Origin of the sequence: Janthinobacterium psychrotolerans, from assembly GCF_001677885.1 — a bacterium.
GTDB lineage: Bacteria > Pseudomonadota > Gammaproteobacteria > Burkholderiales > Burkholderiaceae_D > Janthinobacterium > Janthinobacterium psychrotolerans.
The window spans coordinates 399,821-425,159 of record NZ_LOCQ01000060.1; the positions used below are offsets into that span (position 1 = coordinate 399,821).

Here is a 25,339-nt window from a genome sequence, read left to right on the forward strand (position 1 = left end):
GTGATTGCATATTTTGCGGTTTCTGGCCGGGATAGTGCTTTTTAAATAATTTTACGGCCGTTTAAGGTTACATCAGTTATTTCCAAGGGCGATATTTTGCCTGCACAGGTCGCTGACATTTTTACCTTTGCGCCGAATCCGTTCACGAATTCAATCGATCCATATGGCCAGGAAAACAGGAATGCATCCTTGGACGAGCTGTCATTTTTAACGTACGGCGGCCTATCAGCACCTCCATATGCTGCACTCGATAGGATGGCACTTCGGCAAGCATTGAGAGCTTTCAAGGCCGCGATCTCACTTATTTTTTTTGGCGACGGATTCGCCGAGACCCATAATATGGTAGCTAAGCAAGCAACTATGAAAAGTATGCAGGTACCAAACAGCCACCTTCTAAGTTTGAGATGCCCCATACCTGCAGCTACAACTCTTGCGCGCAAACTGAAGTAACTGCTTAGACTCCATGGGGTAAGGTCCTTTTGCACAAAGTTAGGGATCGGATTTCTGCATATCGGGCATAAGTCCAATCCTCTAACCGTTATATGGGCGCCGCAAGTTGGGCACGTTATACCGTTCAAAACATGTTCCTGAGTTAGATCCGGTCACTCTCTTTGCGAACAACTCGGCCAATCAGGATGCACTCGCCGTGGCGACAGGCCTTGCGATGAAAACGATGTTGATCGGGATTGTCTGACGTGAGCCACCATTCACCACGGTCACGCGATAGCCGTTTTATAACTGCTTCCCCCTCATAATTTACAGCGTATACTGCGCCATCTGTCAAAACAGTATCTGCAGTATTTATGACAACTAAGTCACCTGAGCCTAGGCCAGGCTCCATACTTTCACCTTTTACCGTGAGAGCAAGCAGCTTTTCCGGTGAGTAGCCGTGTCGATCTGCCCAGTTGCGCGGTACACTTAATTTTCTGCCGTCGTAAATTTCCGGGACGCTTTGAAATCCAGTAAGGCCAGCTGAAAGGCGTAACTCGACCTTTGGGATTTCATAGAAATCGGGATCACCCCCTTCCGCTGCCACTACCTGGAAAAAGTCGCCAGCTTCCCGTGACGCGGCACGACTCATTGGACCGCGACCCTCACGAAGCCAATCCACATTCACATTGCAGGCGCGGGCTAGGTTTGTCAACGTTTGCGTTTCTGGGCCGCGTTTTCCAACTACGCCCTTCAGGATGCGGTTGATCGTTGGCTGTGGTACGCCTGATGAGCGCGACAGGGCGCTCTGTGTAGTTATTTCGGCAAATTTCATTGCCTGATCCAAACGATTAGCTATGTCCATAGTTAAATATACGTGCGCGCATAAATAGGCACAAGTTCCTATCCATTTGGGTATTGCGTACCTATCCATTCGCGTATAGACTTCGTGCATGGATAAATCTATCTCGACCCTCTTAAGGGAAATAAAGGCGGCCAAAGGCTGGAGCGAGCGCGCTATCGCTGACAAGTTGGGAGTGTCGCAACCGACGGTCAGCAGGATCCTCAACGGGCAAATCGATTGTAAAGGGTCCACGTATCGTGCAATCAACGCCCTTTTCCGTGATGTCGGGACGTGCGCGGATGGGCATGCATGTCATGAACGGCAGGCATCCCCTTAAGCCATAAGCGGAGTGTGATGTTTGTAAAAAAATATAGCAGAGCATTTCGGTTCTCCATTTGATTTCCAAGTGTCAACTTTTTCATTGTTTTTCACATCATATTTTTTCGAGGGTTGCGTATGAATGTCCTGGATGCGTTCTATCAAACCGTGCATGCGGCACCCGGTGGCTGCGAGGCGCTGGCGGTTCGGCTCGGCATGTCGGCCGCCGTGCTGCGGAACAAAGCCAACCCGAACGCGGCGGCCAACAAGCCCATGCTTGAAGAGGTTGACCGCATCATGGGGATCACCAGCGACCACCAGATACTGCATGCGCTGGCGCGCAACCACGGCTATGTGTGCGTCAAGGTCGACGACACCTCCACTGCCAGCGACATGGCGGTGCTGGAACTGGTGACGCAGGTCTGGTCCACCCAGGGCGAAGTCGGCGCCGAAATCAGCGCGGTACTGGCCGATGGCCGCGTCGAGCGGCATGAACTGCCTGGCGTACGGGCCAAGGTATTCCGCGCCCATCGCGCGCTGCAGGACCTGACGGCGCGCCTGGACGGGATGGCTGAAAAGTGATCGCCGCTGTTATCGCAGGTTTAACGCTCACCTGACAACGGCGAGAAATGGCCGGCAAATCATTGCCGGCTGTTTTGCGTCTAAATAGTTACTGATAGGAAATTAATTATGACTGAGCAAGAACGCACAGCAGGCCTACCAGCGCAGCGGATCAACTGCGCGCCTAGGAGCACTGACAGTGGCGGGCTTCAGGACATCCAAGGCAATTTTGCCGTGAACATGGCAATGCAGATAAAACGCGTTTGGCCCATCCGACTGCAAAAACGTTTTTACACAGCCAGCCGCGCAATTTGCGCAAATGTCTATTGGGGATTTTCCAGCCAGCACCGGCGCTTTGCTGCGCATGGTAACGCCGCCACGAGCAGTCTGATGAAGTTCGTACTGGTGAAAGTCGCTCATCTTTTTTTCAAGTGCGCGCAGCCGTTCTTTGAGCTCACGTTCGCTCTGGGACAACGAAAACTGCTGATCCTAGAGCGCGAGACACTGGCTGAACGTGATTAGCGTGAAACAGATGCTTGAATATTAATTTTCCCAAGGCATTTTTGTCGGTTGGGGTTCAGCCTTTTCTGCTATGTCAAGCGATATAGCCACCTTCTCGGGTGCCATTTGGTTCTCTTGAGTAAATTGAAGCCCTGAAATTTTAATGATGCAGTCTTTCCCGGTGAGTTCCGCCAGTGTCTTGGCAAAGGCGGTTTGTAGTTGTTCAATTGATATTGATTTAATGGAGTTATGCATGAAAGTAACCTTGGAATTTACAAAAAAAGTATTGGGCAATTTCGCCGATGTTTTCCCACTGCCTACCAAGCATGTGAATGGCGAACGTTTGGTGATGATGTGGTTCTCTGTACTTGAGGAATTTTACATTGCCGATGTTAATGATGCATGTAAACGTTTGATGCGCACGCTGAAGCGTTTCCCATATCCTGCCGATGTGGTGGAGGAAATTGGCAAAGCAGCCGAAGAAGCCAAAGAAGCGAACGCCCAGGCCTGACTTGCTCAATGAATTATTACCCGCACCATATCGGCGACTTCAACACCCGCACGCTGCACTTGTCGCGCCTTGAGCGTGGCATTTACCGCGACATGCGCGATCTGTACTTCGACAAGGAAGCGCCGCTGCTGGCCGACAAGGGCCGGCTGTTCCGCCTGCTGCGCATCACCACGCCGGAAGAGATCGAGGCGGCCAACGCCGTGCTGGGCGACTTCTTCGTACTGACCGCCTCCGGCTGGGAGGACGCCGCGTGCGCCGCCGATATCCAGGCCTATTACGACAGCCTGGAGGCGGCCAGCGCCGGTGGCAAGGCGGCGAAGAAGAAGCGCGAAGAAGCGGCGCGGCTGGCCGCTGAACTCGCGGCGGCCTCGCAAAGCACGCTGGATTTTGTGGAACAGCAGAACGCCGAAAGTGCTAGCACTGTTCCCGAACAGTACGCGAACAGTTCGGGAACAGTGCGCGATGGTGCTAACCAAAACCAAAACCAAAACCAAAACCAAAACCAGAACCAACCCCCAGCAACGCCAACACTGAGCGTAGAGCGCGCGGGCGCGGCAACGGCGGTTGATCTCAGCATCGCGTTTCGCAAGGAAGGCGTGCAGACGCAGCCATCCGACCCCCGGCTGCTGACGCTGGCCGAGCAAGGTGTCAGCGTCGAGACGGTGCTGGCGGCATGTGCCGAGGGGAAAAAATCGAAACCGAATGGCGGCGTTAGCCTCGGCTACGTGGTGGGCATCCTGCAACGCTGGGCAGGCGAGGCCAAGGTTATCCAAGTGGCCGGCGCACTGCCACCAGCACGGGCAGCACCAGGTGGCACGGCATCGGCGAAGGATCAGGCACGGCAGGAAACACTTGATGGATTGACAGGAATCGGACAGCGAACCCATGAACGAGCAAACAATATTATCGACATCACCCCTGGACGAACAGCCGCTGGCGTGGCCTGAGAACGCCATACCGGAACGCTGGATCGTCGCCTTGTTCAACAAGATGACATTCAGCTATGGCGTGAAGTTCCTTGACCAGTGGAAGGGCATTGACACGGACGGCATCAAGCGCCACTGGGCGCAAAAGCTGTTCGTGCTGACCACGGCCGAGCTGACGCGTGGTGTCGAGCGGCTCGATAGCCGGGCGTGGCCACCGACGTTGCCGGAATTCCTGGCGCTGTGCCGGCCACCCGTCGAGCCCTCGGTGGCGTTCCATGAAGCGCTGGAGCAAGGCGCGCTGCGTACCAGAGGCGAGCCGAATGTGTGGTCTTCGCCTGCCGTGTTCTGGGCCTGGCGCAAGCTGGGTGCGCATGAGTGCGCGCGCAACACCTATGCCGTGTTGCGGCCACGCTGGGAAGCCGCACTGGCAGCCGAGCTGGAGCGCGAGGTGATCGAGCCTATTCCGAAGCAGGACCCGGTGGAATTGCCCGCGCCCGGCAAGACGGTGACGTCAAGCCGCAAGGCGCAGCAGCTGATCGGTGCGTTCAAGCTCAAGAACATCGGTGAGGCTGGGCAGGGCGACGGCAGGCGCTGGGCGCGGCGCATCATCCAGCGCAGGGACGCCGGCGACATCTTCAGCATCTTTGTGATCGAGTGCGCCGAGCGTACGCTGGGGGTGCGATGAGACTGAACGCGCAATCGAACATGGACGTGATTGGCGCCCGCGTTGCTGAACTGGGCAACCGCCTGGCCATCACCACTGCGGTGGCGCTGACGCATACCGCAAAGGATGTTCAGGCCGCCATCCGTGCCGAAATGGCGCAGGTGTTTGACCGGCCTCAGCCATACACCTTGAGCAGCACGTTCCTCAAAGGGGCGACGAAGAACAAGCTCGAAGCGCGCGTATGGCTGAAGGACAACCCGTCAGGCAAGGGCACGCCGGCCGACCGCTACCTGCAGCCGCAGATCGATGGCGGCGTGCGTGGGCAAAAGGGCATGGAGCGGCTGCTTCAGGCGCGCGGCCTGCTGAAAGCCGGGCACGTGGCGATGCCAGCTGCCGGCGCGGTGCTGGATGAAAACGGCAATGTCAAGCGCAGCCAGATCATCCAGATCCTGTCGCAGCTGAAGCTGCAGCGCGGGTCCGGGTATGAATCGCGCAAGAGCGACAGCGCCGCCTCGCGCCGCACCGTCAAGCGCCAGGGCGTCACGTACTTTGCCATCCGGGAGTCCAGTACGGGGCTCAAGCCGGGGATCTACCTCAAACGGATTTTTGCCCAGGGATCAGCGGTGCGCCCGGTCTTCATCTTCGTCGCCAAGGCTGCCTACGCTCCAAGGTTGAAATTCTTCGAGGTGGGCGGCGACACGGCACGCGCCCGCTTCCCGGTGCACTTCAACGCGCAGGCAGACAAAACAATTGCTTTTTTACAACTAAGCCCATGACGCGGAATATTGTTGCAAAAATGAAACAATTCACCCATGAAATGTTGCTTTTCGACATGTTGCATTTTAGCAACACCACCCCCATCAAGGTACTTCCGCAGCACGGGGGAAGTGAGGGTAGTTCAGACCCCGTCGAAACACTAGCCACTGGCAAAACACTTTCCTGACAAACAACCTGACAACAGCACAAACCTGACAAAATGCCGAACCTGACAACCATCGCAACCTGGGCCGCAACGATGGGCATATCCCGCCAGCAGGGCTATGCCGCCGTTACGCGCTGCGCCATTCCGGTGACCGACGGCAAGGTCGACACCGAATATGCCACGCTGCTCTACCACCGCAACACGCGCCCGCGCGCCAACGGAAAACGCGACCCGGCGCAGACTACGGCAGCCGCATCGGACGGCAACCAGGGTAGCGGCGCCCAGCCGGCGCCATATGACGAAAGCCGTGCTCGCCGCGAAGAGGCCGAGGCGTCGCTGGCTGAAATGAAACTGGCCGAGATGACCGGCAAGTACCTGGTCAAAACCGACGTCGACTCGGCCATTTTCGGCATCATGCGGGCCTTGCGCGATGGCCTGATGAATTGTTCTCGCCGTCTGGCCGCCGACGTGGCCACCTTGTCCAGCGCGGACGACTGCGAGGCAGTGATCGACCGCGAACACCGCGCCCTGCTCGAAAGCATGCGCCATGCGCTGCTGGCCCAGGTGGGTGCTGCCGAAGAAAGCGAGGCCCCATGAACGGTGCCATCGATACGGTCAGCGGCGCCGCCGCCCGCGGCCTGGAGCCTGATCCGAACATGACCGTCGACGAATGGGCCGACGAATTCATGATCATCCCGAAGGACTCGGGCGCGAACGAATATGGCAAATACCGATCCAGCCGCACGCCGCACGCGCGCTTCGTCATGCGCGCGCTGTCCGACAATCACCCCTGCAAGCGGGTGGTGCTGAAAGGCGCGTCGCAGATGCTGAAAACCCAGGTCGGCCTGAACTGGTTCGGCGCGTCGGTGCACCAGTCGCCAGCGAACTTCCTGTGGATCCTGCCCACCGGCAACCTGGCCAAGCGCACCAGTGCGCGCATCAGCAAGACCATCGAGGCGGTGCCGCAGTTGAAGGAGCGCGTGGCGGCGCCGCGCTCGCGCGACAAGGTCAACACTCTCGACACCAAGCAGTATATTGGCGGGGCCCTGACCATCGTCACGTCCGGCGCCGCCGCCAACCTGTCGGAGCTGCCGGCGCGCCGCGTGCTGTATGACGAGATCGACCGGGCCGAGGCCAACGTCAACGGCGAGGGCGCCACCTGGAAGCTGGCCGAGGCCCGGCAAACGACGTTCGAGAAAAACCGCAAGTCTTATTACCCCAGCTCGCCCACCATCGAGGGCGAATCGGCCATCGATGAGTTATTCCAGATGGGGACCAAGCAAGAGGCGTTGGCCGATTGCCCGCATTGTGGCCACGAGCAGACCCTGGTATTCGAGCGCATGCACCTGTCGGACGACGGCCAGTTTGCGCAATACCCGTGCGTCGCATGCGATTACGAAATGGTCGAGAGCGACAAGGGCAAGATGTTCGCGCGCGGCGCTTGGTCAGAAGGCGTGGCTGGTGATGGCGACACCGTCAGCCTGACGATTTCGGGCATGTTCCTGCCCTACGGCTGGTTCCCCTGGCTGGGCCTGCTCAAGGAATATGCCGAGGCCAAAATTCAGCTGGGCCTCGGCAACGAAGAATTGATGATCACGTTCTACAACACCCGCTTGGCGCGGTGCTGGGAGCGCGCGAAAGAGCAGACCAAATATGACAACCTGAAAAACCGCGCCGAAAACTACCGGCTCGGCACCGTGCCGGCCGGTGGCCTGCAACTGACAGCGTCCATCGACACACAAAATGATCGCCTGGAATTCAAGGCTGTCGCCTGGGGCGAGGGGCTGGAGGGCTGGATCATCGATTACCAGATCATCCATGGAGACCCGTCCGACGAGGCGGTCTGGAAGCGCGCAGCCGAACTGGTGAAGACGCAATATCGCCATGCGTACGGCGAAATGATGCGAATCGAGGCCGTTTTTATCGACTCGGGCGGCGCACACACGCAGGATGTTTATAATTTCACCCACGAACACCGCCGCCGCGGCATCTACGCCATCAAGGGCGCGTCGAAACCGGGCCGGCCTATCATCAGCACCAAGCCAAGCCCGGTCGATATCGACGCGCGCGGCAAAACGGAACGGCGCAGCGGGCAGCTGTGGCTCATCGGTAGCGATACCGCCAAGGATTATCTCGCCGGCCGCTGGAAGCGCGTCGATGGACCGGGGGCGATCCACTTTTCTACCGATCTGCCGGAGGAGTACTACAAGCAGCTCACGTCCGAATACCGCGTGACGGTGACCAAGCGCGGCCGCAAGACCAGCATCTGGGACAAAAAACAGTCGGACCGCAACGAGGCGCTCGATCTGATGGTCTATAACCTGGCCGCCGCGCACCACCTGGGCCTGCACAGAAAACCCGAAAGCTACTGGCAATCGCGCCGCGACAAGCTTAATCCGCGCAATTTCGACATGTTCAAGCTGCTCGACGCCCCAGTTGCGCCCGCCGCGCCATTCATTGAACCCGCGCCGGCACCGGACGCCAGCCTGGTTGGAGAGCAAACGCCGGTCACGCCAGCGCCTGCTATTATTCCCGCGCCCGCGCCAGTGGCGCCTGAGCGCGCTGCAGCTGCTGCGCCAGTCGCGCGCGTGTCGGGCGGGCGTATCTCCCTGGCTGGAACCCGGAGGGCTGCTTGAACACCGATCAGGATCCCGATATCGTCGAAATTATCTTGCGCGCCTGCCAGGCCGGCGGCCTCGATGCCGACACTGCGCATCTGATTGAAAGCCAGATCCGCACCGAGTATGGCGGCCAGCGCGTGCGCATCCCGAAAAAGAAGAAGCACCTCTCGCCTGCGGTGCGTGAGCTGGTCATCGCCGACGGCCTGACCGATATGTCGACCGAGGAAATCACCGCCAAGCACCGAATAAGCCGCGCTTCGCTGTATCGATTCATGAAGCAAGGGAAGGAATAGGCCCTCATGTCGTCTCAAATTGCCCTGTTTTGAGACAGCCATTTTCCATAGACTCGACACGACTATGGAGGATCACACAATGGCAGGTATCAACGAAGTGCAGGCGCAGGCGCAGCTTGACGCCTATCTGGCGGCCGAGACGGCGGTGCTGTCCGGACAGTCGTACGAAATCGCCGGCCGCAAGCTCACGCGCGCGGACCTCGGCGCCATCCAGCAAGGCGTCAAGATCTGGAATGACCGCCTGATCAACCTGGCCGGCAAGGCTCGTGGCCGCAGCCGCAGCCGCACAGTCGTGGTCGGCGGCTGACATGAGCGCCTCAGCCAATCCCCTGATGCAGCAAAACCTGCTCGACAAGGTCATCGCCTATGTCGCGCCGAAGCTGGCCGGCCAGCGCGCGGCGGCGCGCGCGCAGCTGGCCCTCGCTGGCGGCTACACCGGCGCCAAGCTCGACCGCGCGGCGCTGAGCCGCTGGCAGCCAACCGCGGGCTCTGCCAATTCGGACATCATCAGCGACCTGCCGCTGCTGCGCGCGCGCAGCCGCGACCAGATGCGCAACGCACCGGTGGCACTGGGCGCGCTCAATACCACGGTCAGCCACGTGGTCGGTACCGGTATGACCTACACCCCGGCGATCGATGCCGCATTCCTCGGGCTGACGCCTGAACAAGCCGAGGCCTGGGGCGCCGATACGACGCGCCGCTTCAACACGTGGGCGACGTCGCTCGATTGCGACTTGGGGCGGAAGTTGAACTTCTACGGCATCCAGGAACTGGCATTGCGCTCGGAACTGGAAAGTGGCGACGTGTTCGTGCTCACACCGCGTGTGGCGCGCGCAGGTTTCCCGGCGCGCCTGGCGCTGCAGCTGATCGAAGCGGACCGCGTATGCAATCCGGATAGACGCCCCGATACCGAAACCATGGTCGACGGCGTCGAGATCGCCGGAGAAACTGGCGAGGCGGTGGCGATCCACGTTGCACGCCGCCATCCTGGCGATCGCTTCGCTGGCGCCAACGTATGGGACCGCGTCAGTACGCGCGGCAGCAGCACCGGCCGGCGTAATGTACTGCATCTGTTCAAGTCGCTGCGGCCGGGCCAAGTGCGCGGCGTGCCAATGATCGCGCCCATCATCGAGGTGCTCAAGCAGCTCGGCCGTTGGACCGATGCCGAACTCAATGCTGCCGTGATCAGCGGCATGTTCAGCGTCTTCGTCAAGATGGACCCTGAAGCCTTCGAGGATTTGTTCGACGAAGACGCCCAGGGCCTGATCGTCGAAAAGTCGAGCAACTGGAGCGGCGAGATGGAATCGGGCAAGGCGATCAACCTGCTGCCTGGCGAAAGCATCGAAACATCGACCCCCGGCCGGCCTAACCCCGCGTTCGACCCATTCTGGACGGCCATCGTGCGCCAGATCGGCATGGCGCTGGAAATGCCCTACGAAGTGCTGACGATGCATTTCCAGAGCAGCTACAGCGCCGCGCGCGCCGCGCTACTGATGGCCTGGAAGGGCTGGCGCACGCGACGCGACAGGCTCTCCACCTACCTGTGTCAGCCGGTGTTCGAGCTGTGGCTGTCAGACGAGGTGGCCGAGGGCCGCATCAGCGCGCCGGGCTTTTTCAAAAGCGAGATCGTGCGCGCCGCCTGGTGCGCAGCGATCTGGACCGGCGACGGCCCGGGCAGTATCGATCCGGAAAAGGAAGTCAAGGCAGCGCAGGCGCGCGTCGACATGGGCATCAGCACCAAGGAAGCCGAAAGCATCCTGCACGATGGTGTGGCCTGGGGGCCGAAGCACCTGCAGCGCGTGAAGGAAATCAACGCCGAGAAGGCTGCGGGCATCTATTTTCCGCCGGCTGGTACGCCGGCGCCGCCAGCCAGGCCCGCAGAAAAGGAGCCGCCGCCAGCGCCCGCTGACGAATAAACCAGGCCCGCCGCGCGCGGGCTTTTTCGTACCCTCGCATTTTGGGCAGCCGTCAAACTATTTACAAAAGTCGTCTCAAATTGCCCTGTTTTGAGACAAACTAAATCGCTAAAGTCGAGCCACTGAATTGATAGAAAAAGTGGCTCCGATGAATATTATTGATGTCCTGACCGCGCCCTGGGCGATCCAGCCAAGCAAGCTGCTTGAGCTGCAGGGCATCTACGCCATGCACGCGCGCGGCGACAAGATCGACATCGCCGCCATTGAGGCGCGCATGGGCCGCCCACTCGCCAACGAACAGCGCAGCTACGAGATCCTGGACGGTGTTGCCGTGCTGCCGATCGAAGGCGTGATCGCCAAGAAAATGAACCTGTTCAGCCAGATATCCGGCGGCGCCAGCAGTCAGATGACCAGGCAGGCACTGGCCGACGCGGTCAATGATCCGGCCGTGCACAGCATCATCCTGGCCATCGACAGCCCAGGCGGCACCGTCGACGGCACCCAGGCGCTGGCCGACGCCGTGCGCGCCACGCGCGACAAGAAACCGATCGTCACGCTCGGCAGCGGCACCATCGCCAGCGCCGCGTACTGGATCGGCGCGTCAGCGCAGGCCGTGTACCTGGCCGACAGCACTACGGTGGCCGGCTCCATCGGCATCGTCACCAGTCACACCGATGTCAGCGGCGCCGAGGCCGCGCGCGGCATTAAAACGACCGAGATCACCGCCGGCAAATACAAGCGCGTCAGCAGCCAGTACGGCCCGCTGTCCGATGCCGGCCGGCAAAGCATCCAGGAACAGCTGGACTACCTGTATTCGCTGTTTGTCGGCTCCGTTGCCGACAGCCTGGGCGTCAGCGTCGACACGGTGCTGGCTGACATGGCCGAGGGCCGTGTTTTCACCGGGCAGCAAGCGGTCGACGCCGGCCTCGCGCCCGGCGGCATCATCACGCTCGATGACCTGGTGGTGAAACTGAATCGCGACCGCGAGGGCAAGCCATCGCCTTTTCCTGCTCGTCCTGGCGCAGCCCCGGCGCGGCCATCTATCCCCACCCCCAAACCCAAAGGAAGCACCATGACCACGAAAGAACAGATTCAAGCCGAGCATCCGGCGCTGGCCGACGCATTCCGTGCCGAAGGCGCCAGCGCCGAGCGCGCACGCATCCAGGCCGTCGAAGCCCAGGCAATCCCTGGCCACGAGGACCTGATCGCCGCCCTGAAATTCGACGGCAAGTCGTCTGCCGGCGACGCCGCCCTGGCCGTGCTGGCCGCTGAAAAAACCAGCCGTGCTGCACACGCCACTGCTGCGCAGAACGAAGCTCCTGCGCCGCTGCCGCTGGTTCCAGCCGCCTCGGTGCAAAAGCCCGATGACAAACCGGCCGATACCTCGCGCGCCGGTATCGATGCCAAGGCCCGCGAATACATGGCGGCTCACCCGGGCACCGCATACGTCGCAGCCTACAAAGCCGTCGGCGGCAAGTAAGCGGCGTTTCATATCCCAACTCTCAAGGAAAAATCATGGCCGCAAGCTGCTTCAAAGTTTTGACCCTTTCCGTGGTGGCTGCCGCCGCCCTGGTCCAGCATCGCGCCGTCACCGGTGCCGGTACGGTACCCGCCGCTGGTGGCCGCTGCCTCGGTGTGGCCGACTATCCGGCCGCCATCGGTGAACGCGTGTCGGTTGGCGCAATGGGCACTGTCATCGCTGAATCGGGTGCCGCCTTTGCCAATGAGGCCGCGCTCGAGCTCGACGCCGCCGGCCGCTTCATCACGCGCACTGCTGGCGTCACGGTGGCCCGCGCGCTGGGCGCCGCAACCGCAGTCGGCCAGCGCGTGGAAGTGCTGCTGATCCCGAACTGACCCCGTAACGTCTTACTACACCAGGAGCTGGTATGTCTCAAATGAATAATTCCCAAGCGCGCGTTGTCGACCCCGTGTTGACCTCCGTAGCGCAGGGCTACAAAAACAATGCCTTCGTCGGCGGCGCGCTGTTCCCCACCGTGGCGGTAAGTTCGCGCGGCGGCAAGATCATCCAGTTCGGCAAGGAAGGTTTCCAGCTGTATGCCACTGGCCGTTCCCCGGGCGCTAACACCAAGCGCATCACGTTTGGCTATGAAGGCAAGCCCTACGTGCTGGAAAGCCACAGCCTCGAAGGCATGCTGCCGATCGAGACCTTGCAAGAAGCGCAGAACGTGCCGGGCATCGACATGAGCTCGACCACCATAAGCAGCGTGCAGGACATTTTCGCTCTGCGCCTGGAAAAACAGCAGGCCGACGCAGCGCGCAACCAGGCAGCGTACGGTGCCGGCAACAAAATGACGCTGTCGGGCGCATCGCAGTGGAATGATCCTGACAGCGATCCCGTGGGCGACGTCGAGACCGCAAAGGAAGCCATCCGCCAGAAGACCGGCAAGCGGCCTAACGTTGGCGTCATTGGCGCGGCGGTATTCGCGGTGCTCAAGCAGCATCCGAAAATCATTGAGCGCACCAAGTACACCGGCCGTGACGTACCGACAAAAGAGCTGTTGGCCTCGTTCTTCGGCCTGGACAACCTGGAAGTGGGCGACGCCGTGTTTTCGGACGACGCTGGCGGCTTTTCGGACGTCTGGGGCAAGGACATGGTGCTGGCCTACACCAAGACCGGCACGGTCAAGGACCGCGGCGAACCATCGTATGGCTACACCTACCAACTGGCGGGCTACCCGCTGGTGGAAGAACCTTACTTTGAGCGCAATCCGAAAAGCTGGGTTTTCCCGGTAACGGACGAAGTCGCGCCAGTGGTTGCCGGCGCAGATGCTGGCTACCTGATCATCAACGCAGCGGCATAGGAGCGGCCATGAAAATCCAGATCACAGGCCCGGTCAAGCGCAACGGCAAGGTGCTGCCGCTCGACGAAACCGTTTCCATGCCCGATGCGGACGCCCAGGCGCTGATCGATGCCGGCGCTGCCGAGCCGGTTGGCACTAAAGCGAAGGCGGTTGCCGACGGCGATGGCACTAAAGCGAAGGCGGTTGCCGACGGCGATGGCGCTAAAGCGAAGGCGGCTGCCGGCGGCGATGGCGATAAGCCAAAAACCGAAACGGAAGCCGAAACCGACACCGGTACCGAGTCGAAATGATCGGCGACGACCTGAGCCCATTCTTTGTCGCCGGCGAATTCTCCGACGCCAATGACACGCTGGGCGGCTTGCCCGTCAGCGGCATCTTCGACGGCGCCTATGCTGCCGTCGGCGATGGCCTGGGCATGGGCGATAGCCGGCCAGTCTACATGCTGGCCACCGCATCGGTGCCGTTCGCGTGGGCGGGCCTGCAGCTAGTGCACAAGGGCGTGGTGTACAGCCTGGCCGACCACCAGCCGGACGGCACCGGCAAGAGCCTGCTGCTGCTGGACAACGTCGCATGACCGTCTTTGTCGACATCACCGGCGCCATCATCGCCGCGCTGGCTGCTGAGCCTGCCGTATCGCCCAATATTTTCCGGGCGCGCGATGCGGCGTTGCTGGCCTCGTACAACACGGCGGTCAACGTCCAGTGGGATGCCGGCACGCCGGACTACGGCCAGATCCATGGCGCGCCAGCTGACTGGCAATCGAAATATACCGTCGAGTGCTACGCCAAAAGCGCCGTCCTGTCCGGCGACCTGGCTGTTGATCCGGTACTTGATGCGGTATTCACGCGCCTGGCTGCCGATCCGACGCTGGGCAACACCGTGGCATGGCTGCGCATGGTGCATGTCGAGGCCAGCTGCGACAGCGCCGGGCAAAAAACAGGCTGGGTGGGCATGACGTACCTGGTCACGCACCGCACCAGTGCCGACAACCTGAACGCGTAATAGGAAAAGGACGACGACAGATATGGACGACAACCACATTCCGGTACCGCCTGGCGGCGGCTCGTGGACATGGGACGGCGAAAAATGGAGCCCAAAAGGCTCCGCCTCGCAAATCGATCAACCAGTAACGCCTGCCACGGAACCAAAAGCGGCAAGCGGCAAAAAGAAGGAGCAATAGCATGACGCGCTACATTCGCAATACCGTGGTGACCGCCAAGGTCGAAGCCACGCCCGGCACCGATGCGCTGCCGACCGGCCTGGCCGATGCCGTGCTGGTCTCGGACATGAGCATCACGCCGCTCGACGCTGCCAACATCGACCGCAACAATATCAAGGGTTATTTCGGCGCCAATGAGCAGCTGGTCGGCCCGGCCAGCGTCAAGACCAGCTACACCGTCGAACTGGCCGGCAGCGGTACCGCTGGCACGGCGCCGGCGCTGGGCGACCTGCTGCTGGGCTGCGCCATGGCCGAGGGCGTGCTGGCCGACCCCGTGCGTGTCGAATACACGCCAGTGTCGACCGGTCTGAAAACCCTGACCAATTATTACTACGACGATGGCGTGCTGCACAAGCTGCTGGGCGTCATGGGTGATTTCACGCTGACCGCCAAGGTTGGCGAGCGGCCGGTGCTGAAATTCGATTACACCGGCCTCGATGGCGGCATTTCCGAGGCGATGACCGCCGGCACCTATACCGAGTGGAAAGCGCCGGTGGCGATGACCAAGGCCAACGTTACCGATATCACACTGGGCGCCACCTATGCGCTTGGCGCGCTCACGGGCGGAGCGCCATATAACAGCACTGGCCTCGAACTCAAGAGCGGCAATGCCGTGAATTTCACGCCAATGCTGTCGAAGGAAGACGTTGACATCACCAACCGGGAAGTCACCGGCTCGTTCGAGCTGGAACTGACGGCGGCTCAAGAAGTGGCGTTCATGGCGCAAGTCAAGGCTAACACCAAGCAGAGCCTGGCACTGACCATCGGAAAAGTCGCTGGCAACACGGTCATCATCTTCATGCCGGCTGCGCAGCTGACCAACCCGAAGAAAGCGGAACTGAACGGCAAGCGCCTGATCGGCTACGACTTCCGTGCTATTCCCGTTGCCGGAAACGACGAACTGCGCCTGGTGTTCCTGTAATTCCCAGCCGTACCCATAAAAACCACAATCAAGGAAATCATCCATGTCCTACAAGCTCTCCGTATCCGACCAGGTAGTGGTCAATGTCTCGTTCTCCGTCAGCGATAACGGCAAGTTCAAGCCGCAAAAGTTCGATCTGATCTGCGATCGCGTCGATTCCTCTGCCCTGATGCAAATCGTCAAGAGCGAAGAGGATGTCGAAACCCGACTCTCGGGCATGAAGGCCAAGCTGCTCGACGTGGCTACCGGCTGGCGCGGCCAGACCCTGGTGCTGGAAGACGACGGCACGCCGGCTGCGTTCTGCAGCGAGGCGCTGGAATTCATGCTCGGTATTCACGGTGTCACGGTGCTGGTCTTCAATGCCTTTGCCGAGCAGGTCGGGGCCAAAGCAAAAAACTGATTGCCGCTGCGCGTCTTTTCGCCAGCGGTGAGCTGTATTCCCCCGGCGCCGAGACGCTGCACCAGGCTGAGGCCGCCAATCCCTACGAGGAAGCGCTGGCGGCAGTCGGCCTGGTTGCCGCGCCCGGAGCGCTGCCGCAGGACGATGAGTTTTACCTGTGGCCGGAAAACCTGGACATGTTCAATTTCTGGATGCATGTGCAGACGCAGTGGCAGGTCGGATCAGAAAACCAGCGTGTCGGCTTGAACTATGCAGGTGTCGAGGTTTGCCTTCGGCGCCGCGTGAAAAAGCCATTGCGCGATGAGTATTTCGTCATGGCGCAAGCCATGGAACAGGCAGCGCTGGCGGCCATGCATAAAAAATAGCAACAAGAAAAGGCGAATCGATGGCTTACCAGGGACCAAACGCAATTATCCACATCGGCGTCGACGGTGTGGACGAGTCGCGCCGCCAGCTTAACAACTTGAACGAGTCGATGAACGAGGTAGGTAACTCGGTAAGCGACAGCGTGAACAAGGTACTGTCGGGTATTGCGGTTGGCGTGGTGGTGAAGGAAATCATCCGGATGTCGGACACCTACGACCAGATCATTGCCAAACTCAGGCAGTCGACCTCAAGCAGTGCCCAGCTGGTGAGTGTCCAAAAAGAGCTGGTGGCACAGGCCGAGCGACAGCGCGTGTCGCTCGAATCGATCGCCGATCTGTATGCCAAAACGACCGGCGTTGCCACCGAGATGGGGGCGTCGCAAAAAGATGTGTTGAAATTCACCGAGGGTGTTGCTGCTGCGCTTCGGTTGCAAGGCACTTCGTCAGATGCGGCATCAGGCGCGCTGACCCAGCTGGGCCAGGCTATCGGCGGCACCAAGGTCCAGGCCGAGGAATACAACTCGATTCTCGATGGCGCGCGCCCGCTGCTGCAAGCGGTGTCCAACCACATTGCCGCTGCCGGCGGTTCGGTCTCCGCCCTGACTGCATTGGTCAAGGACGGCAAGGTCACTTCGGCCGAGTTTTTCGCGGCTGCTGTGCTCGGCTCCGACGAGCTGGTCAAGGCGGCTGGCGAGATCCCGCTGACGTTTTCCCAGGCGCTCGGCATTGCCCAGGATCGCATGATGCTGTTCGTCGGCGGCATGAACGAGTCGACCGGCGTGGTCACATTAATGTCGAAATCGATTGTGGCGGCGTCGGAAGTGGTGGTCATGCTGTCGAATCACCTCGACGTCGTTGTCAGCGTCGTCGGGACGCTGATTGCCGCACGGCTGGGCTCTTGGGCCGTCGCCGCAGCCGGCAGCATGTACCAGACCGTTGTGGCCAGTCGGGCACTGGCTGCGGCCAATGTGGCTACGGCGCAAACCGAATTTGCTGCAGCTGTAGCCGCTGATCGCGTGACCCAGGCCCGCGTGATCGAATTGCGTGCGGCCGTGCTGGCGGCTGAAGGAAACGTCGCGCTGGCCATCACCACAAACGGACTGATTCCGGCCGAGGCAAACGCCACTCGCACTGCACTGGCATTGACATCGGCACATACAGCGTTGGCGGCAGCCCAAGGCGCGGCATCGGTCGCCGCTGGCGTACTGAGCACAGCGATGGCAGTGCTTGGCGGGCCCGTGGGCTTGATCATTACAGCCTTAGGCATTGGCGCCACGGCCTGGTACATGTGGGGAAAATCTGCATCCGATGCACAGAAAGAGGCCGCTGGCGGCATGGAGGAAAGCTCGGCTGAGATTTTCGCCAATCTGGACAAGCAGAATGCAAAGCTGCGCGAGCGCTTGGCCCTGGCCAAGGCTGGCCAAGCCGAGCTGGCGAAAACCGACTCGCCGGCCGTGCAGGACCTGGCAAAAATGCTGACGAAAATTAATGCCCTGCGCGCGCAAGGGATTGCCCTGAGCGGTGTCGAGCAAATCACAATGTACGACCTGGAATATCAATACAAGCGGAACCTGGGCAAGGTGCAGGAAGGTCTCGATTTGAAGAAGGCAGTAGAAGGCGTCACGCGCGATTCGAAGCTGCAGTCTTGGTATGCCCAGAACGGCAGCAACTCACAAAAGCTGGCGGCTGAACTGCAAAAACTGCGCGACGAATTCGGCACCATTCCGCCGGAGATGGAAAAGATCGTTCGCGCGAAATACCCGGCCGAGGGTGGCGCCGAACTGAAGGCAGGGCTGGCAGCCAGCTTGGACGCCATCAAGGCTTCCGTCGAGCAGCAAAAGACCTTGCGTACAGAATCGCTCGCAACGATGGCGGAAATGAACCGCCAAGGGCTGGTATCCGAAGTTGAATACAACGATGCGAGGGTGGCTGCCGTGCTGGCTGCCGGCATTGATGTGGCCAAGGTCAAGGCGGCGGAAATGGCTTCGGTGGCCAAGCTGACTGCCAAGGATGATGCGGAACGTATTGCCAACGCCGCCAAGGTGGCAGGCCTGGAGCGCGAGCGCGTCGAGGCGCTGCGCTCGTCTGCCGTAGCCGCCAAGCTGCTGCGCGAGCAAATTGCCTTCGACAAGGACAAGCCGCTGCGCGATGCCGAGGATGCGAGCAACAAAGAGGTATCCGCCATTTACGACCAGGTTGCCGCCATCGAGCTGCAGATCCGCACCTACGGCATGCTGCCAGCGGCGATCACCGCCGTCGCCATTGCTGACTTGGAAGCGCAAAAAGCAGCGCTTGCCGGCTTCGATAACAGCGAGCAGGCCACTGCCGCCATCGACCGCAAGATCGCGGCGCTGCAGCGGCTGAAAACCGCGCAGGCCACTTCGACTGAGCTTGATACTGGCAGCGATGTTGCCCGGGCAAAGGATCTGCTGGATATCCTGACGGCCGTCGACAACGCCACCAAGCAGGCCGCCGCCGGCATGGCCGACAGTTTTGGTGCCATCGGGGCCGCCATCGGGGGTTTGACGACGGCAATGTCTGGCTACGGCCAGGTACAGGCAACCATTGCCGCTGAGCTGGCGGCCGCCACCAAAAACGCGAATGGGGACACTACCAAGATTGCGCGCGCCAACGCCGCTGCCGCCCAGCAGAGTGCCCAAGCTCAGATCAAGAGCTATGGTGACATGGCCGCCGCCGGCAAAGGATTTTTCAAGGAAAACAGCGCCGGCTACAAGGTATTGCAAACCACCGAAAAAGCCTTCAGGGCCTATGAGATGGCGATGGCCTTGGAATCCATGGTCAAAAAAATATTCTTTAAAGAAACTGAGGTGGCGGCCAACATCGGCCTGAACACCGCCAAGGTGAGCGGCGAGGCTGCGGCCAGTGCCGCTTCGACCGGCCTGGCTGCTACCGAGGCCAGCGCTTGGGGCATCACTGCGGTGGTAAAGGCCCTGGCCTCGCTGCCGTTCCCGCTCAACCTGGCGGCCGGTGCGGCGACGCTGGCGGCCGTTGTGGCCATCGGCGCAAAACTGATGGGCGGCATGGGCGGCAGCAGCGTCAGCCTTTCCGAGCAACGCCAGGCCGCCAACGGCACCGGCTCGGTGTTGGGCGATTCGTCGGCGAAATCGGAATCGATCGCGCACTCGCTGGCCATCATGGAGAAAAACAGCGGGCTGGGCCTGGCGCACACCATTTCGATGGATTCGTCCCTGAAACAGATGGTGTCGGGTATCGGCAATCTGTCCAGCTTGCTGGCGCGCGATGGTGTGACTGCCGCCGGCGGTGGTGCGGCAGCTGGCGTACAGACCGGCACGAAAGTGCTTGGCGGCACGCTGGGCACGGTTACCGGTGCCGTCGCCGGCGGCGTGGGTGGCGCTGCGCTTGGCACGTACCTGGGCATGGGCATGGCAGCAATCGGCGGGCCGCTGGGCTTGGCCATTGGCGCTGTGCTGGGTTCGGTCCTGGGTGGCGTGGTGTCGAAGCTCTTCAACACGTCGACCTCGATCAAGGACCAGGGGATCACCGGCAAGGCCATGTCGCTCGGTGATGTGGATGCCTTGGGCTTCACCGCCCAAGCCTACGCCGATATCAACACGAAGAAAAAAGCGCTCGGGATCTCGTACAGCAGCAAAAACAGCACGCAGACCGCCGCGCTGTCCGACGAAATGAACGACCAGTTCAGCATGATCATCAGCAGCATGGGTGACACCATCCGCAGTGCGGCCGATGTGCTGGGCCTGGGCGGCGCCGCCTTCAATGCCAAGTTGAATACGTTCGTGGTCGACCTGGGCAAGATCAGCCTGAAGGACCTGAAGGGCGAAGAGCAGCAGAAAGCGCTGGAAACGGCGTTTTCCAAGCTGGGCGACGACATGGCCAAGTTCGGCGTGGCTGGCCTGGCGCAATACCAGGCAGTGGGCGAGGGCTATCTGGAAACGCTGGTGCGCGTGACCAACGACTACATGCAGGTGTCGGACGTGCTTGCCGTGCTGGGCAAGTCGTTCAATGTCACGGGCCTGGGCGCGATCGCGCTGAGCGAAAGCCTGATCACCGCGGCCGGCGGTCTGGATAAACTGACCAGCGGTACCGGCTTCTTCGTCGAGAACTTCCTGACCGAAGCTGAGCGCATGGCGCCGATCACCAAGTCGGTGAATGACGCCATGGGCAAGCTGGGCGTTTCGGGTGTAACCACGGTCGACCAGTTCAAAGCCCTTGTGCTGGCGCAAGACCTGAGCACGGTGGCCGGCCAGGCGATGTATGCCCAACTGATCGCCATTGCCGAGCCGTTCAAGACGGCCGCCGATTACGCCGCCGAGCTGGCGGCAGCCACTGGCGATTTTGCTGCAGTGGCGAAAACGGCGTCCGAGATCGCCAGCGAGCATCGCGACCTGCAGCAGCAACTGAACGAACTGACGAAAAGCGAGAACCAGCTGCTGGTGATCCAGCGCGCCGGCATCGCCGACGTCAACAAGGCGCTGTTCGACCAAGTGCAGGCGGCCAAGGCAGTGGTATCGGCCAAGGATGCGTTGTCCAAGGCGTATGACACTGAAAAATCGGCAATGACGTCGTCGTTGACTGCCCTGAAATCGTGGGCCACAACTGTCGGCGGCCTCAACGCCAGCCTGGCGCTGGGCAATCAGTCGATCCTGACGCCAGAGCAGCGCTATGCCGAGGCGCGCGCGCAGTTCGAGAAAACCCTGGCGGCGGCGAACGCCGGCGACACGTCCGCGCAATCTGGCCTGTCGGCCGCCGAACAGGCATTCCTGACGGCCTCGCAAGTGGTCAATGCCTCGGACGCCAAATATGTGGCCGATTACGCCCGCGTGATGGCGGCCAATGATGAGGCGATGCGCTGGGCCAGCACGCAGGTCGACGTGCAGCAGGCCAGCCTGGACGCGCTGACGAAACAGGTTTCGGGCCTGATCACGATCAACGACAGCGTGCTGACGGTGGCGCAGGCGATCACCAACCTGCAGATGGCGATGGGCGTCTCGAACGGCCTCGGTGTCGAATTTACCAACGCACCGGCGCCGGTACCGGTGGTATTCGATGCCACGCGCTATTCGGCGGGCTCAAATGCCGGATCTGATGCGTTGGTCGCCGAAATTCGCGGCCTGCGCGAGGACAACAAGGCACTTCAGAAAGCTGTCGATGGGCTGCGTGCGGAGCAAAAGGACCAGACCGGCGCCTCCATCCGGGCCACGGTCGAATCCAACGCCAGCGCCGCAAGAGTGGTAGTGGCCGGCGTCGACAAGTCAGCCAAAACATCGGCGTGGGAAAAAGCAAATAGAAAGGCGGAATATGTCTGATGATCAGTTTTTGGCGTGGCTGCAAGATCCTGCCGCCGCGCGCATGGTGCTGATCGAGGCCCAGGTCAACGTGGCGGGCGTCGAGGTGACGCGGTATATCGCCTCGCGCCTGTACACTACCGGCCCTGCCGACACGCCGGCCAACGTCGAGTACCAGCCTCTGGCCACCGGCGGTCTCGCATTCACCGAACAGGTCAGCCTGACCGGCGAGGCCGGGTTGTCCGGCGGCGATATCGAGTTGGACAACGCCGACGGCGCGCTCGATGGCTGGCTCACCGACGTATGGTCGAATCGCGCTGTCCGCGTCTGGTCCGGTGACCCGGGCTGGTCGCGCGCCGATTTCCGCTTGGTGTTCGACGGCATCATTGCCGACGTGGCCGTGTCGGGCCGCGAATCGATCAGCCTGACGCTGCGCGATAAGTTGCAGCGCCTGAACACACCGATCACCGAGGCCAAGCTGGGCGGCGCCACGCAGAACAAGGACAGCATCCTGCCGGTGCCGTTCGGCGAATGCCACAACGTCACGCCGCTGGCCACAAATCCAGCCACCTTGGAATATGGATTCCTGGGCGCCGTCGAGTCGATCGCCGAGGTGCGCGCCAACGACAAGCCGGTGGGCGCGATGATCAACAATGCTGCTGGCCGCTTCACGCTGATCACCAATCCGCTGGCCCAGGTGATCACCGCCAGCGTGCAGGGCGACAACGTGGCCGGTTACGCGCCGCGCATTGCCCCGCTGGTGCAGCGCATCGCCACCGGCTACGGCAAGGCAGCCGACCGCTTCACGGCCGCCGACCTTGACCTGGCCAACCTGGTCGCCTTCGACACGGCGCACCCGCAGCTGGTGGGCCTGTACGTGGCGGACCGGACCAACCAGGCGCAAGCCATCCAGCAGCTGGCGGCCAGCGTGGGCGCCCAGGCGATCATGTCGCGTACCGGCCAGCTGCGCCTGGTGCAGGTTGCGCTGCCGGGCCTGGGCGTGCCGGTGGCGATCGGCCCTGACCACATGCGCGAGCGCAGCCTGCACCCGGTGCAACGCCTGCCGGTGGCGGCCGCAGTGAAAATCGGCTTTGACCGCAACTACACGGTGCAGGCCAGCCTGACCACCAGCATTCCGCCTGAACACGCCGACCTGTACGCCACCGAGTGGCTGACCGAGACCGTGACCGACGAGGCCGTGCGTGCGCGGTACCGCATCAGCGACGACCCGGTGCAGATCGAAACCTTCCTGAAAACCCGCGCCGACGCGCATGCCGAGGCCGCGCGCCGCCTGGCCCTGAACAGCGTACCGCGCACGATCTACGAATTTGACGGAGAACCCGAGATGATGATGCTGGAACTGGGCCAGGCCGTGACCCTGACGGATGAGCGCTATGGCCTGCAGGATGGCGCCTCTGCCGTGGTGGTGCTGCTGTCGCGCTACTGGCTGACCGGCCGCGTGACTGTCGGGGTGATGGTTTGAGCGCCCTGGGCGGTGAGCGCGACCGGCTGATCATGAGCACGGTGCCGCGCTATGCGACGCCGATGGACCGCGCGCTGATGCTCACGGCCAGCGCCACGATGTTCGAGGTGTCGGCGGCTGGCGTGCCGACGCCGGCGGCGATCACGTTCTCGGCGCTGATGCTGGGCGCCGTGGGCGACATCACATTTTCCAGCGAGCCGGCGGTGTCAATGGCCGTGGCCAACGGCAATGCGGTGCTGAACTACGCCGATATGTCAGCCAGCATCGTGACCGTGACGGCCAGCACGGTGATCGACGGCCTGACCTACTATGCTCGCCAGACCATCGCCAAAACCCAGGCGCTGGACCTGACGCCGCCACCGGCGCCGACAGGCCTGGTCGCAACCGGCCACCCGGCGACGATCACCCTGGCGTGGAATGCGGCGCCGGCCAATTACAGCAACCTGTCGCACACCGAGGTGTGGCGCGCGCCGACGAACAATTTCGCGCAGGCGGCGCTGGTGGGCCGTGCTGACGGTCGGGAATATACGGACCCGGTCGGGCCTGGCGCGTTCCGGTATTACTGGATTCGCTATGTGTCGCGCGCGGCCATCCCCGGCCCATACAACGCCAGCAGCGGTACGGTGGGCGCGTCGGATGTTGAGGTTGAGCATCTGCTGCAGGTGCTGACGCAGCAGATCACAGAGAGTCAGCTGTATGCTGACCTTGGCGCGAAAATCGACCTGATCGAGCCAACCCGGGATGCGGTCGCAGATCTGGAAGTGGTCTACGGCGACACTGTGTCTGCTGCCGCCTCCGCAGCCCAGGCGGCGCAGGCCGCCGCCGCTGCGCTACTCGATGCGGCGAAAGCCGATGCCGCTGCTGGCGGCGCCAGCCAGTACGCCAGCCAGGCGAATTTGTCGGCGACCAATGCCGGCACCGCCGCCGGCAACGCGTCGACGTCGGCCGGCCAGTCATCGCAGGCGGCTACCGCTGCTGGTAGCAGCGCGGCGGCGGCGGAAAGTGCAGCCAGCACGGCGGCGAACGCGGCGGGCGAGGCTGGTGCCAGTGCCAGCGCCGCGTTAATCAGCAAAAATGCCGCTGCCGGATCGGTCAGCGCAGCCGGCGTGCAGGCCGCTGCATCCACGCAATCAGCGATCGAAGCGAAAGCCGCGCGCGACGCAGCAAGCGAGTCGGCCAGCGCTTCGCTGCAGTCAGCCGGTTCAGCCAGCGCCTCATCGACGGAGGCCGGCACTGCTGCCAGCCAGGCGGCCAACAGCGCGCTATTGGCTGCAGAATCGCGCAATGCGGCTGGCGGGTCCGCTGCCGCTGCTGCTGGATCTGCCGGTACTGCCGGCGCGAAATCGACCGAGGCGGGCCAGTCAGCCGAAGCTGCTCGCGTCGATCGCGTCGCGGCCCAGGCAGCATTTAGCCAGGCGGCAGGCGCTGCCCAGGCAGCCAGCGGCTCAGCAGAAACTGCCGACGCGCGCGCGACAGAAGCTGGCCAGAGCGCCACGGCCGCCAACAGCGCCGCCACCACCGCCGGCACGGCAGCCGGCCAGGCAGGATCGTACTTGGAACAGGTCGCGCAATCGGCGACTAACGCCGATGGTAGTGCGCAGGCGGCGGCATCGTACCTGCAGCAGGCACAGGCAGTGCTGAGTGACCCGATCACCGGACTGGTCGCGTCCTATGCCGCCGTGTCGCAGCAGGCGAGCGCGACGGCCAACTCACTCGGCCAGGCGCAGGCGAAATATGCTGTGCGCATCGATGCGGGCGGTGTTGCGGGCGGATTCGAGTTAATCGGTGGCGGCGGCGCAATCGATTTCGGCGTGCGCGCCACGACGTTTTATGTCGCGTCGCCCGCCGGCAGCGGCATTGCCTCGGCCGTGCCGTTCATCGTCCGCACGACGGAAACGGTGATCGGCGGCGTGACTATCCCGATCGGCATGTATGTCGCCGATGCGTTCATCCAGAACGCCTCGATCACCAACGCCAAAATTGGCGGTGATATCTGGTCGAGTAATTTCGTTGCTGGCCAGTCCGGCTGGCGCCTGTATCGCAGCGGCGATATGGAGATCAACAATTTGCGCGCGCGTGGCGCCATCGCTGGCGGTGCATTTATCGATGTGAACTGGCCAGAGTCCGGAGGTGGGTTTTACCTGGGTCCGGACGCGTTCCGGATGGGCAGCCAGCCGTCTGGAAAATATTTCGAGGTATTGCCGTCGGGTGATGTCCATTCGCCGCAATTCAATATTGATGGCGGCCTGGCTCGATTCAGCGGCGAGTTGGCGGGCGTGATCGGTACATTCTCGCTGGTTCGCAGCCCCACGCGTGCGGGGCCGGCCGGCAATGCCG

General features: G+C 61.8%; 26 protein-coding genes. 24 read left to right on the forward strand and 2 right to left on the reverse strand.

Features of this window, described 5'->3' with window-relative positions; all coding sequences use genetic code 11:
• Positions 1-592: 592 nt before the first annotated feature.
• Complete coding sequence (locus ASR47_RS26675; protein WP_171899014.1) at positions 593-1,264, reverse strand: LexA family transcriptional regulator; 672 nt, start codon at positions 1,262-1,264, stop codon at positions 593-595.
• Between the two features lie 118 nt (positions 1,265-1,382).
• Between ASR47_RS26675 and ASR47_RS28405 the strand changes: the two genes are divergently transcribed.
• The 3 genes from ASR47_RS28405 to ASR47_RS22010 all read left to right on the forward strand — a co-directional run bounded on the left by ASR47_RS28405 (position 1,383) and on the right by ASR47_RS22010 (position 2,674).
• Positions 1,383-1,610, forward strand: a complete 228-nt coding sequence (locus tag ASR47_RS28405) for a helix-turn-helix transcriptional regulator (protein WP_082989091.1) — start codon at positions 1,383-1,385, stop codon at positions 1,608-1,610.
• 119 nt (positions 1,611-1,729) lie between these two features.
• Positions 1,730-2,173 carry a phage regulatory CII family protein gene (locus tag ASR47_RS22005; protein WP_065309915.1) on the forward strand — a complete coding sequence of 148 codons (444 nt, stop codon included), beginning with the start codon at positions 1,730-1,732 and terminating at the stop codon, positions 2,171-2,173.
• Between the two features lie 108 nt (positions 2,174-2,281).
• Positions 2,282-2,674 carry a hypothetical protein gene (locus tag ASR47_RS22010; RefSeq protein ID WP_065309916.1) on the forward strand — a complete coding sequence of 131 codons (393 nt, stop codon included), beginning with the start codon at positions 2,282-2,284 and terminating at the stop codon, positions 2,672-2,674.
• Positions 2,675-2,695: 21 nt separating this feature from the next.
• Here ASR47_RS22010 and ASR47_RS27195 read toward each other — a convergent pair whose 3' ends face one another.
• Positions 2,696-2,908: a hypothetical protein gene (locus ASR47_RS27195; RefSeq protein WP_150127920.1), complete on the reverse strand. Its 213-nt coding sequence runs from the start codon at positions 2,906-2,908 to the stop codon at positions 2,696-2,698.
• Here ASR47_RS27195 and ASR47_RS22015 point away from each other — a divergent pair.
• The 21 genes from ASR47_RS22015 to ASR47_RS22115 form a co-directional block, all read left to right on the forward strand.
• Positions 2,907-3,164: a hypothetical protein gene (locus ASR47_RS22015; RefSeq protein ID WP_065309917.1), complete on the forward strand. Its 258-nt coding sequence runs from the start codon at positions 2,907-2,909 to the stop codon at positions 3,162-3,164. The genes ASR47_RS27195 and ASR47_RS22015 overlap by 2 nt on opposite strands.
• A gap of 8 nt (positions 3,165-3,172) precedes the next feature.
• The gene (locus ASR47_RS22020; RefSeq protein ID WP_065309918.1) at positions 3,173-4,111 is read left to right on the forward strand and encodes a YdaU family protein; all 939 of its coding nucleotides are present in this window, start codon (positions 3,173-3,175) and stop codon (positions 4,109-4,111) included.
• Positions 4,050-4,775, forward strand: a complete 726-nt coding sequence (locus ASR47_RS22025; RefSeq protein ID WP_150127921.1) for a hypothetical protein — start codon at positions 4,050-4,052, stop codon at positions 4,773-4,775. Before ASR47_RS22020 ends, ASR47_RS22025 begins: the two co-directional genes overlap by 62 nt.
• Positions 4,772-5,530 carry a hypothetical protein gene (locus ASR47_RS22030; RefSeq protein WP_150127922.1) on the forward strand — a complete coding sequence of 253 codons (759 nt, stop codon included), beginning with the start codon at positions 4,772-4,774 and terminating at the stop codon, positions 5,528-5,530. Before ASR47_RS22025 ends, ASR47_RS22030 begins: the two co-directional genes overlap by 4 nt.
• A gap of 239 nt (positions 5,531-5,769) precedes the next feature.
• Positions 5,770-6,273 (forward strand): hypothetical protein, encoded by a 504-nt coding sequence (locus ASR47_RS22035; RefSeq protein WP_065309921.1) that lies wholly within the window; start codon positions 5,770-5,772, stop codon positions 6,271-6,273.
• A complete protein-coding gene (locus ASR47_RS22040) occupies positions 6,270-8,312 on the forward strand; it encodes a phage terminase large subunit family protein (protein ID WP_065309922.1) in 2,043 nt (680 codons plus the stop codon). Before ASR47_RS22035 ends, ASR47_RS22040 begins: the two co-directional genes overlap by 4 nt.
• Entirely contained in the window at positions 8,309-8,590 is a 282-nt protein-coding gene (locus tag ASR47_RS22045; RefSeq protein WP_065309923.1) for a hypothetical protein, read from the forward strand. Before ASR47_RS22040 ends, ASR47_RS22045 begins: the two co-directional genes overlap by 4 nt.
• A 79-nt stretch (positions 8,591-8,669) precedes the next feature.
• A complete protein-coding gene (locus ASR47_RS22050) occupies positions 8,670-8,897 on the forward strand; it encodes a DUF6148 family protein (RefSeq protein WP_065309924.1) in 228 nt (75 codons plus the stop codon).
• A 1-nt stretch (position 8,898) separates the two neighbouring features.
• Positions 8,899-10,506 carry a phage portal protein gene (locus tag ASR47_RS22055; RefSeq protein ID WP_082989092.1) on the forward strand — a complete coding sequence of 536 codons (1,608 nt, stop codon included), beginning with the start codon at positions 8,899-8,901 and terminating at the stop codon, positions 10,504-10,506.
• Between the two features lie 148 nt (positions 10,507-10,654).
• On the forward strand, positions 10,655-11,986 hold the full coding sequence (locus tag ASR47_RS22060; RefSeq protein ID WP_065309925.1) for a S49 family peptidase: 1,332 nt from the start codon (positions 10,655-10,657) through the stop codon (positions 11,984-11,986).
• Positions 11,987-12,021: 35 nt separating this feature from the next.
• Positions 12,022-12,360 carry a capsid cement protein gene (locus tag ASR47_RS22065; protein ID WP_065309926.1) on the forward strand — a complete coding sequence of 113 codons (339 nt, stop codon included), beginning with the start codon at positions 12,022-12,024 and terminating at the stop codon, positions 12,358-12,360.
• Between the two features lie 41 nt (positions 12,361-12,401).
• Positions 12,402-13,328 (forward strand): major capsid protein, encoded by a 927-nt coding sequence (locus ASR47_RS22070; RefSeq protein WP_217270612.1) that lies wholly within the window; start codon positions 12,402-12,404, stop codon positions 13,326-13,328.
• Between the two features lie 8 nt (positions 13,329-13,336).
• On the forward strand, positions 13,337-13,618 hold the full coding sequence (locus tag ASR47_RS22075; RefSeq protein WP_065309928.1) for a hypothetical protein: 282 nt from the start codon (positions 13,337-13,339) through the stop codon (positions 13,616-13,618).
• Positions 13,615-13,902: a head-tail joining protein gene (locus ASR47_RS22080; RefSeq protein WP_065309929.1), complete on the forward strand. Its 288-nt coding sequence runs from the start codon at positions 13,615-13,617 to the stop codon at positions 13,900-13,902. The genes ASR47_RS22075 and ASR47_RS22080 overlap by 4 nt, the downstream gene beginning before the upstream one ends.
• A complete protein-coding gene (locus ASR47_RS22085) occupies positions 13,899-14,330 on the forward strand; it encodes a hypothetical protein (protein WP_065309930.1) in 432 nt (143 codons plus the stop codon). Before ASR47_RS22080 ends, ASR47_RS22085 begins: the two co-directional genes overlap by 4 nt.
• Before the next feature lie 179 nt (positions 14,331-14,509).
• Positions 14,510-15,469, forward strand: coding sequence for a phage tail tube protein (locus ASR47_RS22090; protein WP_065309931.1), 960 nt, complete (start codon positions 14,510-14,512; stop codon positions 15,467-15,469).
• Positions 15,470-15,512: 43 nt separating this feature from the next.
• A complete protein-coding gene (locus ASR47_RS22095; protein ID WP_065309932.1) occupies positions 15,513-15,869 on the forward strand; it encodes a hypothetical protein in 357 nt (118 codons plus the stop codon).
• A 131-nt stretch (positions 15,870-16,000) separates the two neighbouring features.
• Complete coding sequence (locus ASR47_RS22100) at positions 16,001-16,234, forward strand: DUF1799 domain-containing protein (protein WP_281218462.1); 234 nt, start codon at positions 16,001-16,003, stop codon at positions 16,232-16,234.
• Positions 16,235-16,254: 20 nt separating this feature from the next.
• Positions 16,255-21,540 carry a tape measure protein gene (locus ASR47_RS22105; RefSeq protein ID WP_065309934.1) on the forward strand — a complete coding sequence of 1,762 codons (5,286 nt, stop codon included), beginning with the start codon at positions 16,255-16,257 and terminating at the stop codon, positions 21,538-21,540.
• Entirely contained in the window at positions 21,533-23,002 is a 1,470-nt protein-coding gene (locus ASR47_RS22110) for a hypothetical protein (protein ID WP_065309935.1), read from the forward strand. The genes ASR47_RS22105 and ASR47_RS22110 overlap by 8 nt, the downstream gene beginning before the upstream one ends.
• Positions 22,999-25,339: phage tail tip fiber protein (locus ASR47_RS22115; RefSeq protein WP_425402756.1), on the forward strand; the 2,341-nt coding region annotated here is incomplete at its 3' end. The genes ASR47_RS22110 and ASR47_RS22115, both read left to right, overlap by 4 nt.

Bases quoted from the DNA above. Each gene is read 5' to 3' on its own strand.
- ASR47_RS26675 (WP_171899014.1), bottom strand. From the start codon at position 1,264: ATGAAATTTGCCGAAATAACTACACAGAGCGCCCTGTCGCGCTCATCA.
- ASR47_RS28405 (WP_082989091.1), top strand. From the start codon at position 1,383: ATGGATAAATCTATCTCGACCCTCTTAAGGGAAATAAAGGCGGCCAAA.
- ASR47_RS22005 (WP_065309915.1), top strand. From the start codon at position 1,730: ATGAATGTCCTGGATGCGTTCTATCAAACCGTGCATGCGGCACCCGGT.
- ASR47_RS22010 (WP_065309916.1), top strand. From the start codon at position 2,282: ATGACTGAGCAAGAACGCACAGCAGGCCTACCAGCGCAGCGGATCAAC.
- ASR47_RS22015 (WP_065309917.1), top strand. From the start codon at position 2,907: ATGAAAGTAACCTTGGAATTTACAAAAAAAGTATTGGGCAATTTCGCC.
- ASR47_RS27195 (WP_150127920.1), bottom strand. From the start codon at position 2,908: ATGCATAACTCCATTAAATCAATATCAATTGAACAACTACAAACCGCC.
- ASR47_RS22020 (WP_065309918.1), top strand. From the start codon at position 3,173: ATGAATTATTACCCGCACCATATCGGCGACTTCAACACCCGCACGCTG.
- ASR47_RS22025 (WP_150127921.1), top strand. From the start codon at position 4,050: ATGAACGAGCAAACAATATTATCGACATCACCCCTGGACGAACAGCCG.
- ASR47_RS22030 (WP_150127922.1), top strand. From the start codon at position 4,772: ATGAGACTGAACGCGCAATCGAACATGGACGTGATTGGCGCCCGCGTT.
- ASR47_RS22035 (WP_065309921.1), top strand. From the start codon at position 5,770: ATGGGCATATCCCGCCAGCAGGGCTATGCCGCCGTTACGCGCTGCGCC.
- ASR47_RS22040 (WP_065309922.1), top strand. From the start codon at position 6,270: ATGAACGGTGCCATCGATACGGTCAGCGGCGCCGCCGCCCGCGGCCTG.
- ASR47_RS22050 (WP_065309924.1), top strand. From the start codon at position 8,670: ATGGCAGGTATCAACGAAGTGCAGGCGCAGGCGCAGCTTGACGCCTAT.
- ASR47_RS22055 (WP_082989092.1), top strand. From the start codon at position 8,899: ATGAGCGCCTCAGCCAATCCCCTGATGCAGCAAAACCTGCTCGACAAG.
- ASR47_RS22060 (WP_065309925.1), top strand. From the start codon at position 10,655: ATGAATATTATTGATGTCCTGACCGCGCCCTGGGCGATCCAGCCAAGC.
- ASR47_RS22065 (WP_065309926.1), top strand. From the start codon at position 12,022: ATGGCCGCAAGCTGCTTCAAAGTTTTGACCCTTTCCGTGGTGGCTGCC.
- ASR47_RS22070 (WP_217270612.1), top strand. From the start codon at position 12,402: ATGAATAATTCCCAAGCGCGCGTTGTCGACCCCGTGTTGACCTCCGTA.
- ASR47_RS22075 (WP_065309928.1), top strand. From the start codon at position 13,337: ATGAAAATCCAGATCACAGGCCCGGTCAAGCGCAACGGCAAGGTGCTG.
- ASR47_RS22080 (WP_065309929.1), top strand. From the start codon at position 13,615: ATGATCGGCGACGACCTGAGCCCATTCTTTGTCGCCGGCGAATTCTCC.
- ASR47_RS22085 (WP_065309930.1), top strand. From the start codon at position 13,899: ATGACCGTCTTTGTCGACATCACCGGCGCCATCATCGCCGCGCTGGCT.
- ASR47_RS22090 (WP_065309931.1), top strand. From the start codon at position 14,510: ATGACGCGCTACATTCGCAATACCGTGGTGACCGCCAAGGTCGAAGCC.
- ASR47_RS22095 (WP_065309932.1), top strand. From the start codon at position 15,513: ATGTCCTACAAGCTCTCCGTATCCGACCAGGTAGTGGTCAATGTCTCG.
- ASR47_RS22105 (WP_065309934.1), top strand. From the start codon at position 16,255: ATGGCTTACCAGGGACCAAACGCAATTATCCACATCGGCGTCGACGGT.
- ASR47_RS22110 (WP_065309935.1), top strand. From the start codon at position 21,533: ATGTCTGATGATCAGTTTTTGGCGTGGCTGCAAGATCCTGCCGCCGCG.